The sequence below is a fragment of the Microbacterium alkaliflavum genome (assembly GCF_044325405.1).
Classification (GTDB): domain Bacteria; phylum Actinomycetota; class Actinomycetes; order Actinomycetales; family Microbacteriaceae; genus Microbacterium; species Microbacterium alkaliflavum.
The window spans coordinates 218,836-235,836 of record NZ_JBIQWL010000006.1; the positions used below are offsets into that span (position 1 = coordinate 218,836).

Sequence of the window (17,001 nt, forward strand, 5' to 3'; positions counted from 1 at the left end):
TCTATCACAGTGGATGTCTTCCCACCCGTAGACGCAACGAGGCGAAGCCGACAATCCGGAGGATGCCATGAAGCGACCGACAATGCGCGCTGTCGAGCCCGAACCCCGCCTGACCGGCGGACGAAGTCGCGGCATCCCTGGGCTCATCGCACTGATGACGGTCACGGTGATGGTGGCCACGACTGCGGGATGCTCCGCCCCGGCCTCGAGCAGCGAAGCGAGGGTCGCCGACCCCACTCCCGCACCCGCTCCCGACCCCGCCAGGACAGCGGATCTGGATGCCGCGCAGGCGATGGCGGCGGCATTCGCCGACCACGACGTCGGAGCCGCCGCGCAGTACCTTGCCCCGGATGCCGAACTCTGGGACGGCTGGATCAGGCACTGGGAGCGCGACTCGGCCTGGAGCGTCGAGGTCGCGATGGAGCCGTGCGTCGAGATGACTCCCACCTCGTGGGCGACGGAGTTCACCTGCCCCTTCGCGATGCATCTGATGGGCTCACGAGAGGTCGGGGCGGGGCCGTTTCTCGGCAACGCGCTGACGGTTCGCGTCGCCGACGGGAAGGTCCTCTCGGCGCACCGGAAGATGCCCTCCGACACCAACGGGCTCGCGGAGCATCTCGATTCCGTCTACGCGTGGCTCGAAGCGAACCACCCGGCCGACGTCGCCTTCCTCGGGACCGACGAGCTCGCCGTCGCCGAGGATCGGTGGCCCGGCTGGCTCGAGCTGTGGACGCAGTACCTCGCGGAGTACATCGCCGCGACCGGCGAGAGCTGAGGCTCGCGCCGCGGGTTCTCATCGGACACTAATCCAGCACTGCGGGCGAACGACCGGCCTCGCATCTAGCGTTGTGATTCCCGACCGTTGTGGGTCCCGACCGCAGCGAAAGCATCACAGTGAGGCGTTCATGGCACAGAAGGTCACCGTCGAGCTCGTCGACGATCTCGACGGCACCCCCATTCCGGACGGGGAAGGCAGCACCGTCACTTTCGCCTTCCAACGCAAGACCTACGAGATCGACCTGAGCAGCGAGAACATCGAGAAGCTCGAGGCCGCGCTCGCGCCGTTCGTGAGTGTCGCCCGCGTCGCCGACGCGAGCCCGAAGGAATCCCGCCCGGCCAGGACGCCGCGGACCGCACGGCGCCAGGATCTCGTCGCCGTGCGCGCATGGGCTCACGTGAACGGTCATGACGTGAGCGAACGCGGTCGCCTTCCGGCGTCGGTGCTCGCGGCCTACGACGCGGGTCACTGACCAGGCGTCGAGCGCGCCCACGGCATCCGTCGACGGCTTCATCGCGGACGACGATGGCCGAGGGCGCTAACCCTCGCCCGTGAAGCGGTGCTGAACGAGCGGGATCATTCGCAGGAGGTCCGCTCGGGCTGTCTCCACGGCCGCCGAGACCGCGCCGATGGCGACCACCTCGGCACCGAGCGTGGAGGCGACCAGCTCCGGTGCGGGAAGGTCGAGTTCGGTCGGCAGCATCCCCCGGGCGCCTGCCAGGACGTCGCCGATTCCGTCGGCGATCGCTCCGGACACGACGATCAGCTCGGGGTCGTACATGCTGCCGAAGATTCCCGCCACGCGCGCGAGCACGGCGGCGGCCCGCTCCACGATCGATCGCGCCGGAGCATCGCCCGCGTGCGCCAGCTCGAGGACCGCGCGACCGGTGAGCTCATCGGCGGGCAGCATGGCCAGCGGATGCGTCGGGCCGATCTCGCCGGCGGCGATCGCTTCGCGCGCCCACTCCACGAGCCGGTAGCCGATGCCGCCCACCTCGCCCACTCCCAGGACATGATCGAACCCGACCATCTCGCCCGCGCCGCCGTGAGCGCCGCGGAGAAGGTGCCCGTCGACCACCACGCCCGCCCCGAGCCGCGCGCCGGCGAGCAGCGAGACGAAGCTCTCGTGTCCGGTCGCGACCCCCACTGAGCCTTCGGCGACAGCGGCGAGCGACGCGTCGTTCTCGACCTTCACGATCGGCGCCCATTCACCGAGCAGGCCCAGCAGGTCCGGATTCATCCGCCGCCAGAAGTCGTCGCGGTGGGCAGGCGAGCGCCCCTCGGCGTCCACCGGCGCCGGGACTCCCGCGCACGCGGCGATCACGTCGTGGCGGGTGTGGCCCGCCAGGGCGAGGGCGGAATCCACGGCGTCCACGATCGCCCGCCGTCGGTCTTCGGCCGAGTCCTCGGGGCTTCCGGTCTCCTTCGTCTCCCGTGCCAGTGGGCGCCCGCGGAGGTCCGCGACGATCGTCGTGAGGTGAGCACGCCCGGCGTCGATGCCGACCACGACGGCGCCGTCGCTGCGGAACTCGAACCGACGCGACGGCCGTCCATTGCGGTACTCGCCGACGGCACGCGCGTTCGGGAGCTCGCGCACCAGTCCGAGACCGATCAGCTCATCGATCGCATCGATCGTCGTCGACCGGGTCATGCCGACCACGGGCATGGCGTCATTGCTCGTGAACACCTCCGCATCCCAGGCGAACTGCAACACAGCATCGACGCTTGCGCGGGGATTTGGCGTTGTGTCCGCTATCACTTGGCGGGCGGGGCGCAGATTCGGCAAAGTTCTTGACCTCCGGGACGTCTGGTTGCATTATGGGCCTCACGAATTGATTGTGTGCGGAAATATAGTCACCGAATCAACAAATCCCACGGACACCGAAGCCCTGCGGCATCCGCGCACGGTGGCGGGAACGGAAGGACGACGATGTCTCGAACCTCAGGACGAAAGACGCGCATCATCGCGGCGAGCGTCGCGCTCCTCGCGCTCGCGGGCGGGGCGCTCGCGGGCTGCTCAGGCGCCGACGGCCGGGAGACTGTCCGGTTCGCCTTCGCGAAGCCGGAGGCGATTCCGTACATGAGGGACCTCGTCGCGAAGTACAACGCGTCGCAGGACAAGGTGACGGTGGTGCTCGACACGTCCGGCATCGACGCGGTCTCGGCGGGATTCGTCCGGGGCGATCCGCCCGACATCGCGCTCAACAACTACAACCAGGAGACGGCGCGGTTCATCCAGCGGTGCGCCATGTCGGACCTGTCCGACACGGCCGCGGCCAAGAGCGTCCGCGAGGACCTCAAGCCGTTCATGGACCAGTTCGGCGTGTGCCCCGGCCGCACGAGCGCGATCCCGTACTCGATCATGGGCGCCGCGGTGATCTACAACAAGCAGATCTTCGAGGAGAACGGGCTCGAGGTGCCCACGACGTGGGACGAGCTCATCCAGGTCTGCGACGCTCTCAAGGCGGCTGGCGTCACACCGTTCTACGGAACGTTCGCCGACAGCTGGACGATCGGGCAGGGCTGGTACGACTACACGGTCGGCGGCACGCTCGACACGGTCGCCTTCTTCGACGACCTCGCCAAGGAGGGCACGAACGTCGGGCCGAACTCGCCGGTGTCGTTCCAGAAGGACCAGGCCGAGCCCGTCGACAAGATGCTCGAGCTGTCGAAGTACGTCAACCAGGACGCTCCGAGCCGCGGGTACGGCGACGGCAACACGGCGATGGCCAAGGGCGAGGCCGCGATGTACATGCAGGGCCCATGGGCGTTCGGTGAGATCGCCAAGGCGGCCCCGGATCTGCAGCTCGGGATGTTCCCGCTGCCGGTCACCGACGACCCGAAGGATCTCAAGGCCCGGATCAACATGGACCTCGCCGCCTGGATCCCGGAGGCCTCGAAGCATCAGGAAGCGGCGCGCGAGTTCCTCGAGTACCTGTACCAGCCGGACGTCATCGCCGCGTACAACAAGTCGCAATTGGGCTTCCTGCCGACGAAGGACGCGCCAGAGGTATCCGACGCCCGCATCGCCGGGCTTCAGAAGTACATCGACGCAGGCGAGATGTACCAGGGATCGACGCAGCTCGTGCCCCGAGCCATCCCGATCATGAACTACGTGCAGGCCATCATGCTGGGCAGCGACCCGCAGCGGATCCTGAGCAACATCGACGCCGACTACGCGCGGCTCGCTTACCGACAGCAGTGACGGGAACGAAGGAGTCCCCCATGGCAACCACCACGACCGCGCCCACCACGACGACCATCGTCACGCAGGGCAGACGACGAGCAGGACAGGCGCGCCCCCGCGGCCGCGTCGACGCCGTGTACTACTGGTTCCTGCTTCCCACCCTCGCCCTGTTCACCCTGGCGATCACGGTCCCTGCGGTGATCGGCATCTTCTTCAGCTTCACGAACTCGATCGGGCTCGGGGAGTGGAAGTTCATCGGGCTCACGAACTACATCGCCCTGTGGAGCGACCCGCTGATCCTCCAGAGCTACCTCTTCACGTTCGGGTTCTCACTCGTCACCGTCATCCTGGTGAACATCATCGCCCTGCTCCTGGCGGTCGGACTGACGGCGCAGATCCGACTGAAGACGCCCCTGCGGACGATCTTCGTGATCCCCATGGTGATCTCGGCGATCATCATCTCGTTCGTCTTCAAGTTCCTGTTCTCGAACTCGCTGCCGGCGTTCGGCACCATCTCCGGCATCACGTGGCTCCAGGAGAGCATCCTCGCCAAGCCGGACTGGGCGTGGCTGGCGATCGTCATCGTCACGGCATGGCAGGCGATCCCCGGGGCTCTGCTCATCTACATCGCCGGCATCCTCTCGATCCCCGGCGACGTGTACGAAGCGGCCGACCTCGACGGAGCATCCAAGTTCCAGCAGCTCACTCGCATCACGGTGCCGCTCATGTTCGGCTACATCGTGATCAACGTGATCCTGGGGTTCAAGGGCTTCCTGAACGCCTACGACGTCATCAAGGGCCTCACCGGCGGCGGTCCGGGAACCTCGACGTACAGCATCGCGATGACGGTCGTCTCGGGACTCACCACGGGCGACTACGCCTATCAGATGGCCAACGCGACCGTCTTCTTCATCATCACGGTCCTCATCGCCGTGCTCCAACTCTCGATCACGCGCGGAAGGAACGCACTCTGATGTCTGTTCAGCCAGCTCTCGTCGTCGAAACAGTCGAGGCCACCGAAGTCCTCGAAGGCGTTGCCCCCAGACCGGCCAGGAGCCGCTTCGGGATGGAGCGCGTCAACTGGACCGCGACGATCATCCTCTGCCTCTGCGCCATCACCGTCCTGCTGCCCTTGTACGTCACCGTCACGATGGCGTTCAAGACGACCGCCCAGGCCGTCGACGGCAATGCGTTCTCGCTTCCGGCGCCGTTCAGCGTCGAGGGCTTCGTCGCGGCCTGGAACCTGACGAACTTCCCCTTGGGCGCCGCCATGTCGGTGCTGGTCACCGCGGGAACCGTGGCCGGGACGATCTTCCTCGCGGCGTTCGCGTCCTACGCGATCGTCCGAAACTGGGACAGGAAGCTCTTCCGCTTCTCCTTCTTCTACCTGCTCGCGGCCATGTTCATCCCGTTCCCGGTCGTCGCCCTGCCCCAGGTGCAGATGACCGGACTGCTGGGCCTCGCCAACCCGTTCGGCGTGATCATCCTGGCGACCATGTTCCAGCTGAGCTTCAGCGTGCTGCTGTTCACCGCATTCCTGCGCTCGATCCCGTATGAGCTGGAGGAGAGTGCGCGCATCGACGGTGCGACGACGTGGCAGACCTTCTGGCACATGATCTTCCCGCTGCTCGCGCCGATGAGTGCGACGATCGGCATCTTCGCCTTCCTCTACGCCTGGAACGACTTCATGATGCCGTCGCTGATCATCGCCGACCCCGCGCTGCAGACCCTCCCGGTGCTGAACTCGCTGTTCCAGTCGCAGTTCAGCAACAACTACAACGTGTCGTTCGCCTCGTACCTCATGGCCATGGCGCCCGCGATCATCGTCTACCTGTTCACGCAGCGCTGGGTGATGGAAGGTGTCACGCAGGGCGCCGTCAAGGGCTGAGCGACGCTCGCCTCGGCGACACCCGGGTGATACCTTTGGTGACTAAATATTGAAGCCGCATCAACAACTGACCATCGATACCACGGAAGAAAGAACTTGACTGTCAACTCCGCTCTGACTCCGTCCGAGACGACCCGCATGACCGACCCCCATTGGTGGCGCCAAGCCTCGGTGTATCAGATCTACCCGCGGAGCTTCGCCGATTCGAACGGCGACGGGCTCGGCGACATCCAGGGCATCACATCCCGCGTGGGCTATCTGAAGGACCTCGGAATCGACGCCGTCTGGCTGAGCCCGTTCTACCCTTCTGCTCTGGCCGACGGCGGCTACGACGTCGACGACTACCGCAATGTGGACCCTCGCCTGGGAACGCTGGACGACTTCGACGAGATGACCGCCGCTCTGCACGCGGCAGGCATCAAGCTGGTCGTCGACATCGTCCCCAACCACTCGTCGGACCGCCACGAGTGGTTCCGCGAGGCGCTCGCCTCGCCGAAGGGATCGCCCGCACGCGACCGCTACATCTTCCGCGATGGCCTCGGCGACAACGGCGACGTGCCCCCGTCGGATTGGGACTCCCTGTTCGGCGGCTCGGCCTGGGAGCGCGTGATCGAGCCCGACGGCACTCCCGGACAGTGGTACCTGCACCTCTTCGCCAAGGAGCAGCCCGACTTCAACTGGGACAACCCGCAGGTGCGGGAGGACTTCCTGAAGACCCTGCGCTTCTGGTCCGACCGGGGTGTCGACGGTTTCCGCATCGACGTCGCGCATGCGCTCGCGAAGCACCTGCCGGAAGAGCTCCCGTCCAAGGCCGTCCTCCCCGCCGAGGATGACAACGCCCTCGGCGCTCACCCGTTCTGGGACCGCGATGAGGTCCACGAGATCTACGCCGAGTGGCGCAAGCTCTTCAACGAGTACACCCCGCCCCGCACCGCCGTGGCCGAGGCATGGGTGCACCCCGACCGCCTCCACCGCTACGCCAGCCCGGAGGGACTCGGCCAGGCCTTCAACTTCGATCTCCTGAAGGCGGACTTCGACGCCGCCGACTTCCGCGACATCATCGAGAAGAACCTCGTGAAGGCGGCGGAGACCGGCGCCTCGTCGACGTGGGTGTTCTCCAACCACGATGTCGTCCGCCACGCCACCCGGTACGGTCTTCCCGCAGGTCCCGGTCGCCGCGGCCGCGGACAGGACGGCAACGCGTGGCTGCTCAGCGGCGGCCACGCCGACGACGTCGACGCCGCGCTCGGCCTGCGTCGAGCCCGGGCCGCGACGCTGCTGATCCTCGCACTCCCGGGAGCCGCCTACCTGTATCAGGGCGAGGAGCTCGGTCTGCAGGAGTTCGGCGAGATCCCGGACTCCGAGCGCCAGGATCCGGCCTTCTTCCGCGACAAGGGCGTGCAGATCGGGCGAGACGGATGCCGCGTCCCGCTGCCCTGGACCATCGACGGCCCCTCCTTCGGCTTCGGCGTCGGCGGCTCGCACCTGCCCCAGCCTGAGTGGTTCAGCGGTTCATCCGTGGAGGCACAGGACGGCGTCGCGGGCTCCACGCTCGAGCTGTATCGTCAGGCTCTCGCGCTACGCGCCGAGCTGCAGACCGGGGAGAAGCTGGAATGGCTGCCGTCGGTCGATGCATCGGTGCTGCACTTCGCGCGACCCAACGGCTGGCAGTCGGTGACGAACTTCGGTGCCCAGCCGGTGGCGCTCCCCGCCGGCACCGTGCTCCTCAGCAGCGGACCGCTGGACGGCGAGATGCTCCCGGGGAACACCACGGCCTGGCTCACGGTCTGACGACGCCACATCACCGGCGGCGCCGACACCTCTGAGGGGCGTCCAGTCTCGAGTGCCGAAAACGTGAAGGGCTCCGCACTGCGGAGCCCTTCACTTTTCGTGAGCAATTGAGCGGGCGCGATTCACGGGCTCAGCCGCGCGCCGGAGGCGCTTCGCGCCTCCCGGCGAGCGCAAGAGACGGCAGCGCGATCCCGTGCAGGGCGTCCACGACCGGAGCGAGCTCCGGCCGATCCGCGGCGTCGGCGAGCGCACGCTCGAGGGCATCGTCATGCAGAGGAAGGGCCCGATCGTAGAGCTCACGCCCGCTCGCCGTGAGCTCGGTGTAGATCCCCCGGCGGTCGTCGGCGCAGAGAATGCGCGTGAGCAGCCCCCNCGACCGGAGCGAGCTCCGGCCGATCCGCGGCGTCGGCGAGCGCACGCTCGAGGGCATCGTCATGCAGAGGAAGGGCCCGATCGTAGAGCTCACGCCCGCTCGCCGTGAGCTCGGTGTAGATCCCCCGGCGGTCGTCGGCGCAGAGAATGCGCGTGAGCAGCCCCCTGTCCTCGAGGCGCGTGACCAGACGGGTCGTGGCGCTCGGACTGAGGGCGGCCGCACGTGCGAGCTGCTGCATCCGCATATGCCAGCCGTCCTGCCTGCTGAGCGCGTCGAGGACGGTGAACTCCACGACGGACAGGTCGGCGGCGGCAAGACCGCGCTCGAGCTCGGACTCGATCAGTCCGTGCAACGCCGCGAGGGTACGCCATCCCTGTGCTCGCACCTCAACAGCGTCGTCGCCGATGCCCATATGAGACTCCCGAAACAATAGTTGCTTGCGCGGTTTATTTGCGTATGCAATGATCTTCCTTGCTTGTGCATTATCCCGCGCTTGCAACTACTTTACCGTCTTACGAGGAGACTGGCATGCTCTTGGGTCTCGTGGCACTGGCGATCGGCGCTTTCGGCATCGGACTGACCGAGTTCGTCATCATGGGCTTGCTGCCCGAGGTCGCCGCCGAATTCGGTGTCTCGGAAGCAGCCGCCGGATGGCTGATCTCCGGCTATGCCCTCGCGGTCGTCGTCGGGGCCCTCGGGCTCACGGCGGCCACCACCCGACTTCCCCGCAAGCCCGTCCTGATGAGCCTGATCGTGCTGTTCATCATCGGGAACGCGCTCACCGCGGTCGCCGAGGATTACGGCGTCGCGATGATCGGCCGCATCCTCGCGGCCCTCTGCCATGGCGCGTTCTTCGGCATCGGCGCCGTCGTGGCCGCGAGCCTGGTCGCGCCCGAAAAGAAGGCCGGCGCGATCGCGATCATGTTCACGGGCCTCACCGTCGCCAACGTCTTGGGAGTCCCCTTCGGAACCTTCCTCGGCCAGCAGCTCGGGTGGCGGTCGACGTTCTGGGCGATCGCTGCGATCGGCGTTGTCGCGCTCATCGGCATCGCCGCCCTCGTACCGGCCCGTCACAGCCCGGAGGAGCAGATCAGCCTCCGGATCGAACTGCAGGCGTTCCGCTCCGGTCAGGTGTGGCTCTCGCTCCTGGTCACCGTGCTCGCCTACGGGGGCATGTTCGGGGCTTTCACCTACATCGCCTACACACTCACCGAAGTCAGCGGATTCCCCACCACCGCCGTACCCTGGCTGCTCGTCCTCTTCGGCGCCGGCCTGGTCGTGGGCAACTGGCTCGGCGGCCGACTCGCCGACCGGTCCATCGACGCCACCCTGATCGGCTTCATCGGCGCGCTCGTGGTGATCCTCGCCCTGTTCGGCCTGCTCGCCGGATCCCGGATCGCCACCATCACCGCGCTGTTCCTCATGGGCGGATTCGGATTCGGCACGGTCCCCGGGCTGCAGAGCCGCATCATGATCTACGCCGGCCAGGCCCCCACACTCGCGTCGGGAGCCAATATCGGCGCGTTCAACGTCGGCAATGCCATCGGCGCCTGGGCCGGCGGAATGGGCATCGCCGCAGGCCTCGGCTACACCTCCCCGATCTGGATCGGCGCGATCATCACCCTCACCGCGCTCGTCGTCATGATCATCGCCGCCGCCACCGCCCGCGATACGCGCACGGATACGGATGCCACACTTCATGCGACCGCAGCGGGCGGGTTGAACGGAACGAACACGTTGGAGACCACGACCGCCTCACGTGCCCGCTGACGGGTCGCGGCATCCCGTGTCGACTTCGTATGCTGCCGCCGAGCACACACGTCGTCGACGCGAACGACGTGTGCGCTGGGCGAGATCGTACGATCTTGCCGAGCGCCTCCTCGGTGTGTCACGGAGCGCGGGGCGAGTACTGCGACTGGCCGCCCGAGCGCGGAATCAGGAGGGCAGGGCCCCGCACCTTCATGGCGCGCTTGCGCGCCCACAGCCGGCATCGAATCCGGCCTTGAAGTCGATCTCGGCGTTCTCGAGCGACTCTCCCACGACATGCAAGAGCTGCAGGCTCTCCTCGTAGGCATGCCACGCCGATTCCCGGTCCTCTATCACCGCGCCCACCACTCTGTCACCGCGTCAAGATCGACTTCAGAATGGCAGATTCGCGCGCACCTCACAAATCGATTTGTCGAACTGACCGACGCGGGAGAAGATTGATGCAGGTCGGGCGGGTACCTGCGAGCGCGCTTTGTCGTACTGGGCGCGGCAGCCGAGTCGGGCGCCCGTCACAGAACAAGCGCATCGCGGAAATTCCGATGAAACATCGGTCCCGCAAGATGTCGTCTCGTGAGCAACCTGTCAGACAGTTGGACTGCTAGGCCAGTGGGTGGCCGTGTCGGCGCAGTGGAATACGTGCTCCGCGACCTCCACGAGGCCATCGCGGCCGGAGTCGTACGCGTCGGAGACCGCCTTCCCTCCGAGAAGGCCCTCGCAGCCCGGTACGGCGTGTCGAGGACGGTCGTGCGAGAGGTGCTCCGCGTTCTCGAGACACGGGGCTTCACCGTGACGAGGACCGGTCGCGGCACCTTCGTGACGGCGCGGACGCCGGCGCACGAATTGCGCTTCGGCGAGTACTCGGCCGCGGATCTGATCGAAGCCAGGCCGCACATCGAGATCGCGGCAGCCGGTCTCGCGGCCGTTCGCCGCACCGAGGATGACGTTTCCGCGCTGCAGCGCCTTCAAGAACAGATGGAAGCCGAGGAGAGCCCTGACGACTGGGTCGGCTTGGATGCCCAGCTCCACTCGGCGATCGCGCTGGCATCCAGCAACCCCGTTTTCGCCGATGTCCTCGACCAGATCTCGACAGCCCTGCGCCACCAGTCGAGCGTCATAAACCTCACGCCAGGCCGGCGGCGACAGTCGGACGGTGAGCATCGCGCGATCATCGCCGCCATCGCGCGCGGCTCCGTCGCCGAAGCAGAGGACAGCATGCAGTTCCACCTCGACCAGGTGAAGGAGGTCCTTCTCGACATCACCGGGCTCGACGAGCGGCGCTGACGGAGTCGCGCTCTGCCGAGTGGTCCCACGCACCACCCCTTGAAAGGCAGCACCATGACCCAGAATCACGAGACCTCGAAGCTCGACCCGCAGGACGCCCTCGAAAACGATCGAGAGCTCACGGGGGACCGCACTCTTGCCGTCCAGGACTTCTCCAGCGAAGACGCCGGCTATCACAAGGCCCTCCGCCCCCGTCAGATCCAGATGATCGCGATCGGCGGCGCGATCGGCACCGGGCTGTTCATGGGCGCCGGAGGTCGGCTCGCGTCCAGCGGCCCGGCGCTCATCCTCGTTTACGCCGTCTGCGGGTTCTTCGCCTTCCTCATCCTCCGCGCCCTCGGCGAACTGGTCCTCCACCGGCCCTCGTCCGGCTCTTTCGTCTCGTACGCTCGGGAGTTCTACGGCGAGAAGCTCGCCTTCGCGGCAGGATGGATGTACTTCCTGAACTGGGCGATGACCTCGATCGTCGATGTCACGGCCGCGGCCCTCTACGTCAATTTCTGGGCCCAGTACTGGGAGCCGCTTCAGCAGATCCCGCAGTGGGTCATCGCCCTGGTGGCGCTCGTCGTGGTCCTCTCCTTGAACCTCGTGAGCGTGAAACTGTTCGGCGAGATGGAGTTCTGGTTCGCACTCATAAAGGTCGCCGCGCTCGTCGCGTTCCTGATCATCGGGTCGTGCTTCCTCATCTTCAACGGCTCCACCGACGTCGGCCCGACCGGACTCGTCGTGATCGCCGACAACGGCGGCCTGTTCCCGATGGGATTCATCGCACCGCTTCTGGCGATCTCCGGGGTCGTGTTCGCCTACGCCGGCATCGAGCTGGTGGGCACCGCGGCCGGCGAGACGCCGAACCCGGCCAAGGTCATGCCGAAGGCGATCAACACCGTCATCCTCCGAATCGCGATCTTCTACGTCGGATCCATCCTCCTGCTGTCGCTGCTTCTGCCGTTCGACGTCTATCAGGCCGGCGAGTCCCCGTTCGTGACCTTCTTCTCACACATCGGCTCTCCGCAGGCCGGCGCCGTCGCGGGATCGGTCATGAACTTCGTCGTCCTCACGGCGGCCCTCTCCAGCCTGAACGCAGGACTCTACTCAACCGGCCGCATCCTTCGATCCATGTCGGTCAACGGCTCGGCACCCAGGTTCACCGCCGCGATGAACAAGAACGGCGTCCCCTACGGCGGAATCCTCCTCACGGCCGCCATCACCCTCGCGGGGGTCGGAATCAACGCGCTCTGGCCTTCACAGGCTTTCGAGATCGTGCTGGAGGTCTCGGCGCTGGGCATCATCGGAGGGTGGGCGACGATCATGCTCTGCCACCTCAAGTTCCACTCCTGGTCCAAGAAGGGCCTCGTCGATCGGCCGTCATTCCGGCTGTTCGGCGCCCCGTACACCTCCTACCTGACCTTGGCGTTCCTCGCGTTCGTCCTCGTGACGATGGGGTTCTCGGAGACGGGCCGGTGGGTCCTCGCGTCCTTGATCGTCCTGATCCCTGCCCTGATCATCGGCTGGTTCGCCGCCCGGAAGAGGATTCAGGAAGCGGCGCTGGCCCGCGACGGCTACACGGGTGCGCACCCTGTCGTCGCGTCGCGAGCTTCGAGCGAGGCGCTCCGCAAACGGAGCTGATCCTCGCGGGGTCGCCGCGGGATCCCGTGGATGCAGCGGCGACCCCCTCGGGGTCACGAAATCGAGGTGGTTCCGGCCATCCGGCAGGGCGAGCGTTCATCGTGAATCGCGCGGTCGGATCTCCCCGCTGCCGCGGATGACGAGCTCCGTCCCGACGACATGCCGCTGTGACGCGGACTCGTCGCCGTCGATGCGAGCGAAGACCCGCTCGGCGGCGATCCGGCCGATACTCTGCGGATCCTGCCGAACGACCGTGACGCCAGGATCGAGCAGGTCTCCCATCGACACCTCGTCGAACCCGACGAGCGCCACCGTATGCCGTGCACCTGCCTCCTGCAGCGCCCGCAATGCGCCAAGGGTGATCAGGTTCTGTGCTGTCACGACAGCAGTCGGGGGGTTCTCCGACGCGAGAAGCGCATGCACCGCGTCGTATGCGCTCTCAGGATCGTGCACGCCCATCACCACCGGGATGTCGAGGGTCGGGATGCCTGCGCCCCCGAGTGCCTCCAGAAACCCGTCACGCCGATCGACCGCGGTCTGGATATCCGGTCGATCGGCGATGAGGGCGATCCGCCGGTGCCCACCCGCGATCAGATGCCGCGTCGCTGACGCCGCGCCCTCGCGATTGTCGCTCACGACGACGTCCACATCTGCCGCGAGCGGCTCGCGATCGATGCACACCACGGGGGTTCCCCGCTCGAGCGTGGGCCTGAGATAGGAAAGGCTCCGCGACATCGTGGTCAGGATCAGCCCATCGACACGCCGTCGCAGGAACGCCTCCACCGCGAGCTCCTCACGAGCTGCGTCGTCGTCCAGGCTCGAAGCGAACACCGCGACGTCTCGCGTCAGCGCAACATCCTCGACGGCTCGAGTGATGGCGGCGGCGAACGGATTGTCGACACTGCTGACCAGAAGTCCGAGTGTGTCGGTGCGTCCACCGGCGCGCCGCATGCTGCTCGCCTGCAGGTCGACATGGTAGTCGAGCGCGCGAACGGCGCTCCACACGCGCGCGGCCGTCTCTTCCGACACGTTCGGTTCGCCGTTGACCACGCGCGAGACCGTCTTGATACCTACCCCGGCAAGCGCGGCCACGTGCTTCATCGTGGCCCGCGGTCTGCGAACCGGGAAGATTTCTGACATCGATGTCACAATCCGATCTCGGTGAGAACTGCTTCTGACTTGACTGTACCCGCGGCCGTGCAATAGAAACGTCCCCGACATCGATGTCAACACGGCATCACTCACTGAGAGGGAGTTCAATGAGGAATCACAAGAGCAGGGGTCGGCGCGGCCTTCTGACGTTCACCGCTGTAGTCGCAGTGGCCGCCCTCGGGCTGGCGGGATGCGCGTCCTCGTCCGGCACCGGAGGGTCGACCGGTGGCGCCGACGATGCCGTCGGCGTCTCGCTGATCGTGAAGACGAACTCGAATCCGTTCTTCATTGCAATGGAGGATGGCGCCAAGGCTGCTGCCGAGAAGAACGGCGTCGACCTGACCGTCGCGGCGGGCAAGGAAGACGGCGACGAGGACACGCAGATCCAGGCCATCGAGGCAGCGATCTCGAAGGGCGACAAGGGCATCCTCATCACGCCCAACGGCCCGGCGGTGCTCGATGCCATCGCCAAGGCTCGCGACGCCGGACTCTTCGTCATCGCACTCGACACCGTGCCCGACCCGGCCGATGCCGTCGACATCACCTTCGCGACCGACAACTTCCTGGCCGGACAGCTCATCGGTCAGTGGACGGCGGGAACGCTCGCCGGCGACGATGCAGTGATCGGTCTCATCGATCTGTTCGATGACAAGGTCGTGACGGTCGACTACAGCCGCGACCAGGGCTTCCTGGACGGCATGGGCATCGACCTGAACGACGAGAAGGTGAACGGCGACGAGGAGCCGACGGGCACCTACTCGGGCGGCGAGGGCGGCTCTTACACGATCGTCGGCAACGAAGCGTCGCAGGGCGCCGAGGACGGCGGACGGACGGCGATGGAGAACCTGCTCGCCAAGAACCCCGACATCAACGTCGTGTACACGATCAATGAGCCCGCCGCGTACGGCGCGTACCAGGCTCTTCAGGCAGCGGGCAAGAACCCCGACGATGTGCTGATCGTCTCGGTCGATGGCGGCTGCGCCGGCGTCCAGCAGGTCTCCGACGGGATCATCGACGCCACCAGCCAGCAGTACCCGGTCAAGATGGCCGAACTCGGCGTCGAGGCGATCGTGAAGCTCGTCACGAGCGGCGAGAAGCCCGAAGTCTCCGACGGGCTCGATTTCTACAACACGGGCGTCGCGCTCGTGACCGACAACCCCGTCGACGGCGTCGACTCGATCGACACCACCGAAGCCGCAGGCATCTGCTGGGGCGAGAAGTAGGACCCCTTCGGGTGAGGGGTGCGGCCCCCCGGCGGCGCCCCTCACCTGTCCGACATGAACACTGGAGCGAACCTTCGTGACTCAGCAGGCACCTCCCACCAGCACACTTGACCTGGCGGCCGAGTTCCTCGACCGCCGCACTCCGCTCGACCGACTCCGAGGTCTGCTGCACCGCTACCCCGCGATCAGCCCGGCGGTCGTCCTCGTCCTGTCCATCATCGTCTTCGGCGCCATCAACCCGCGGTTCTTCGCGCCCGCCAATCTCTCGCTCGTGCTCGACCAGGTCTCGGTCGTCGGGACGGTGGCGATCGCTCAGACGCTCATCATCCTCACCGCCGGCATCGACCTGTCGGTCGGCGCTGCCATGATTCTCGCTTCGATGGTCATGGCGCAGACCGCGTTCCAGAACGGATTCCCGGCCCCGCTGGCGTTGTTCGCCGGGCTCCTCGCGGCACTCGCGGCGGGCGCCCTCAACGGGTTCCTGGTCACTCGCGTGAAGCTGCCGCCGTTCATCGCGACGCTGGGCACGTTCAACATCTTCGTGGCCCTCACGCTGCTGTACAGCGGTGGCCAGACCGTCCGGAAGTCGGAGATGCCGCCGCTGCTCACCTGGACGGCGACGGCGATCCCGATCGGCGACGTGCGGCTGACGGTCGGCGTCGTGATCATGCTCCTCCTCTATGTCGCGATCGCGTACATCCTGGGGCGCACGGCCTGGGGCAGACACGTCTACGCGGTCGGCGACGACGCTGAGTCGGCGCGCCTCGCCGGCATCTCCACGAGCCGCGTGCTGATGAGCGTCTACGTGGCAGCGGGGGCGGTGCTGGCGGTTGCCGCGTGGATCCAGATCGGCCGATCCGGCGCAGCGAGCCCGAATGCCGGAGCCGACCTCAACCTCGACTCGATCACTGCCGTCGTCATCGGCGGCACCTCGCTCTTCGGAGGACGCGGAATCATCTGGGGTTCCTTGCTCGGCGCCATCATCGTCGGCGTGTTCCGCAACGGACTGTTCCTCGCCGGTGTCGACGGGCTGTACCAGACGCTCGCGATCGGGATCCTCGTGATCGTCGCCGTCTCTATCGACCAATGGATCAGGAAGGTGCGCAAATGACCATCGCTGAGTCTTCGCCCGCCGGCGCGGGCGCGAGCACACGGAACCCCGTCCTCGAAGCGAGGCGACTCGTCAAGACATTCGGGCGCGTGGTGGGCCTGGACGGTGTGAGCCTCCAGCTGTACCCAGGGGAGGTGCTCGCGGTGATCGGCGACAACGGCGCCGGGAAGTCGACTCTCATCAAGTGCCTCACGGGCGCGTATATCCCTGACGAGGGGCAGCTGCTCCTCGACGGCCAGGAGGTCCACTTCAAGCGGCCGCAGGATGCGCGGGCGGCGGGCATCGAGACCGTGTACCAGAACCTCGCGGTCTCACCCGCCCTCGACGTGGCATCCAACCTGTTCCTCGGGCGGGAGCGCCGCAGGCCGGGGGTGCTGGGCAGCGTGTTCCGCGCCCTCGACACGGCAGGCATGCGCAAGGACGCTCGTGCAGAAGTGCAGAGGCTCGGCATCTCGACGCTGCAGGACGTCACCGTCCCGGTGGAGAACCTCTCCGGCGGCCAGCGGCAGGCTGTCGCCGTCGCCCGTGCGGCCGCGTTCGGATCGAAGGTCGTGATCCTCGACGAGCCGACCGCGGCACTCGGTGTCCGTGAGTCGAACATGGTGCTCGAGCTCATCGAACGGCTGCGTGAGCATGGGGTGCCTGTCATCCTCATCTCGCACAACATGCCGCACGTCTTCCAAGTCGCCGATCGCATTCACATCCAGCGTCTCGGAAAACGGGCGGCGACGATCACGCCGCAGTCGCACAGCATGACCGATGCGGTCGCGATCATGACCGGGGCCGCGACGGCCTGACCCGACGGGCGCCGCGCGGAACCGGGG

Annotated in this window: 15 protein-coding genes and 1 pseudogene; 13 read left to right on the forward strand and 3 right to left on the reverse strand. The window is 66.8% G+C overall.

The genetic code is table 11. The features are described from left to right. Positions 1–67: 67 nt before the first annotated feature. Positions 68–775, forward strand: coding sequence for a hypothetical protein (locus tag ACH3VR_RS16670; protein WP_397557446.1), 708 nt, complete (start codon positions 68–70; stop codon positions 773–775). Between the two features lie 130 nt (positions 776–905). Further along, complete coding sequence (locus ACH3VR_RS16675) at positions 906–1,250, forward strand: histone-like nucleoid-structuring protein Lsr2 (protein WP_397557447.1); 345 nt, start codon at positions 906–908, stop codon at positions 1,248–1,250. Positions 1,251–1,316: 66 nt separating this feature from the next. Here ACH3VR_RS16675 and ACH3VR_RS16680 read toward each other — a convergent pair whose 3' ends face one another. Beyond that, the gene (locus ACH3VR_RS16680) at positions 1,317–2,492 is read right to left on the reverse strand and encodes an ROK family protein (protein ID WP_397557448.1); all 1,176 of its coding nucleotides are present in this window, start codon (positions 2,490–2,492) and stop codon (positions 1,317–1,319) included. A 216-nt stretch (positions 2,493–2,708) separates the two neighbouring features. Between ACH3VR_RS16680 and ACH3VR_RS16685 the strand changes: the two genes are divergently transcribed. From ACH3VR_RS16685 to ACH3VR_RS16700, 4 genes are all read left to right on the forward strand, one after another. Next, on the forward strand, positions 2,709–3,983 hold the full coding sequence (locus tag ACH3VR_RS16685) for an ABC transporter substrate-binding protein (protein ID WP_397557449.1): 1,275 nt from the start codon (positions 2,709–2,711) through the stop codon (positions 3,981–3,983). A gap of 20 nt (positions 3,984–4,003) precedes the next feature. Continuing rightward, on the forward strand, positions 4,004–4,939 hold the full coding sequence (locus ACH3VR_RS16690) for a carbohydrate ABC transporter permease (protein ID WP_397557450.1): 936 nt from the start codon (positions 4,004–4,006) through the stop codon (positions 4,937–4,939). Next, positions 4,939–5,853, forward strand: a complete 915-nt coding sequence (locus ACH3VR_RS16695) for a carbohydrate ABC transporter permease (RefSeq protein ID WP_397557451.1) — start codon at positions 4,939–4,941, stop codon at positions 5,851–5,853. Before ACH3VR_RS16690 ends, ACH3VR_RS16695 begins: the two co-directional genes overlap by 1 nt. A 138-nt stretch (positions 5,854–5,991) precedes the next feature. Next, positions 5,992–7,644 (forward strand): glycoside hydrolase family 13 protein, encoded by a 1,653-nt coding sequence (locus ACH3VR_RS16700; protein ID WP_397557452.1) that lies wholly within the window; start codon positions 5,992–5,994, stop codon positions 7,642–7,644. A gap of 296 nt (positions 7,645–7,940) precedes the next feature. On the opposite strand, the gene ACH3VR_RS16710 is transcribed toward ACH3VR_RS16700, so the two are convergent. Continuing rightward, entirely contained in the window at positions 7,941–8,429 is a 489-nt protein-coding gene (locus ACH3VR_RS16710; protein WP_397557453.1) for a MarR family winged helix-turn-helix transcriptional regulator, read from the reverse strand. A gap of 116 nt (positions 8,430–8,545) precedes the next feature. Here ACH3VR_RS16710 and ACH3VR_RS16715 point away from each other — a divergent pair, with 116 nt between their 5' ends. The 4 genes and pseudogenes from ACH3VR_RS16715 (at position 8,546) to ACH3VR_RS16730 (ending at position 12,691) form a co-directional block, all read left to right on the forward strand. Next, on the forward strand, positions 8,546–9,787 hold the full coding sequence (locus tag ACH3VR_RS16715) for an MFS transporter (protein ID WP_397557454.1): 1,242 nt from the start codon (positions 8,546–8,548) through the stop codon (positions 9,785–9,787). A gap of 633 nt (positions 9,788–10,420) precedes the next feature. Further along, positions 10,421–10,588, forward strand: a pseudogene (locus tag ACH3VR_RS16720) (FadR/GntR family transcriptional regulator); the annotation flags it as partial. Between the two features lie 36 nt (positions 10,589–10,624). Continuing rightward, positions 10,625–11,065 carry a FadR/GntR family transcriptional regulator gene (locus tag ACH3VR_RS16725; protein WP_397557467.1) on the forward strand — a complete coding sequence of 147 codons (441 nt, stop codon included), beginning with the start codon at positions 10,625–10,627 and terminating at the stop codon, positions 11,063–11,065. Positions 11,066–11,119: 54 nt separating this feature from the next. Beyond that, positions 11,120–12,691 (forward strand): amino acid permease, encoded by a 1,572-nt coding sequence (locus ACH3VR_RS16730; RefSeq protein WP_397557455.1) that lies wholly within the window; start codon positions 11,120–11,122, stop codon positions 12,689–12,691. A 96-nt stretch (positions 12,692–12,787) separates the two neighbouring features. On the opposite strand, the gene ACH3VR_RS16735 is transcribed toward ACH3VR_RS16730, so the two are convergent. Continuing rightward, positions 12,788–13,792, reverse strand: coding sequence for a LacI family DNA-binding transcriptional regulator (locus ACH3VR_RS16735; protein WP_397557456.1), 1,005 nt, complete (start codon positions 13,790–13,792; stop codon positions 12,788–12,790). Positions 13,793–13,950: 158 nt separating this feature from the next. Between ACH3VR_RS16735 and ACH3VR_RS16740 the strand changes: the two genes are divergently transcribed. The 3 genes from ACH3VR_RS16740 to ACH3VR_RS16750 all read left to right on the forward strand — a co-directional run bounded on the left by ACH3VR_RS16740 (position 13,951) and on the right by ACH3VR_RS16750 (position 16,974). After that, positions 13,951–15,066 carry a substrate-binding domain-containing protein gene (locus ACH3VR_RS16740; protein WP_397557457.1) on the forward strand — a complete coding sequence of 372 codons (1,116 nt, stop codon included), beginning with the start codon at positions 13,951–13,953 and terminating at the stop codon, positions 15,064–15,066. Between the two features lie 76 nt (positions 15,067–15,142). Beyond that, complete coding sequence (locus tag ACH3VR_RS16745; protein ID WP_397557458.1) at positions 15,143–16,177, forward strand: ABC transporter permease; 1,035 nt, start codon at positions 15,143–15,145, stop codon at positions 16,175–16,177. Next, the gene (locus ACH3VR_RS16750) at positions 16,174–16,974 is read left to right on the forward strand and encodes an ATP-binding cassette domain-containing protein (RefSeq protein ID WP_397557459.1); all 801 of its coding nucleotides are present in this window, start codon (positions 16,174–16,176) and stop codon (positions 16,972–16,974) included. The genes ACH3VR_RS16745 and ACH3VR_RS16750 overlap by 4 nt, the downstream gene beginning before the upstream one ends. The last annotated feature ends 27 nt before the right edge of the window (positions 16,975–17,001 follow it).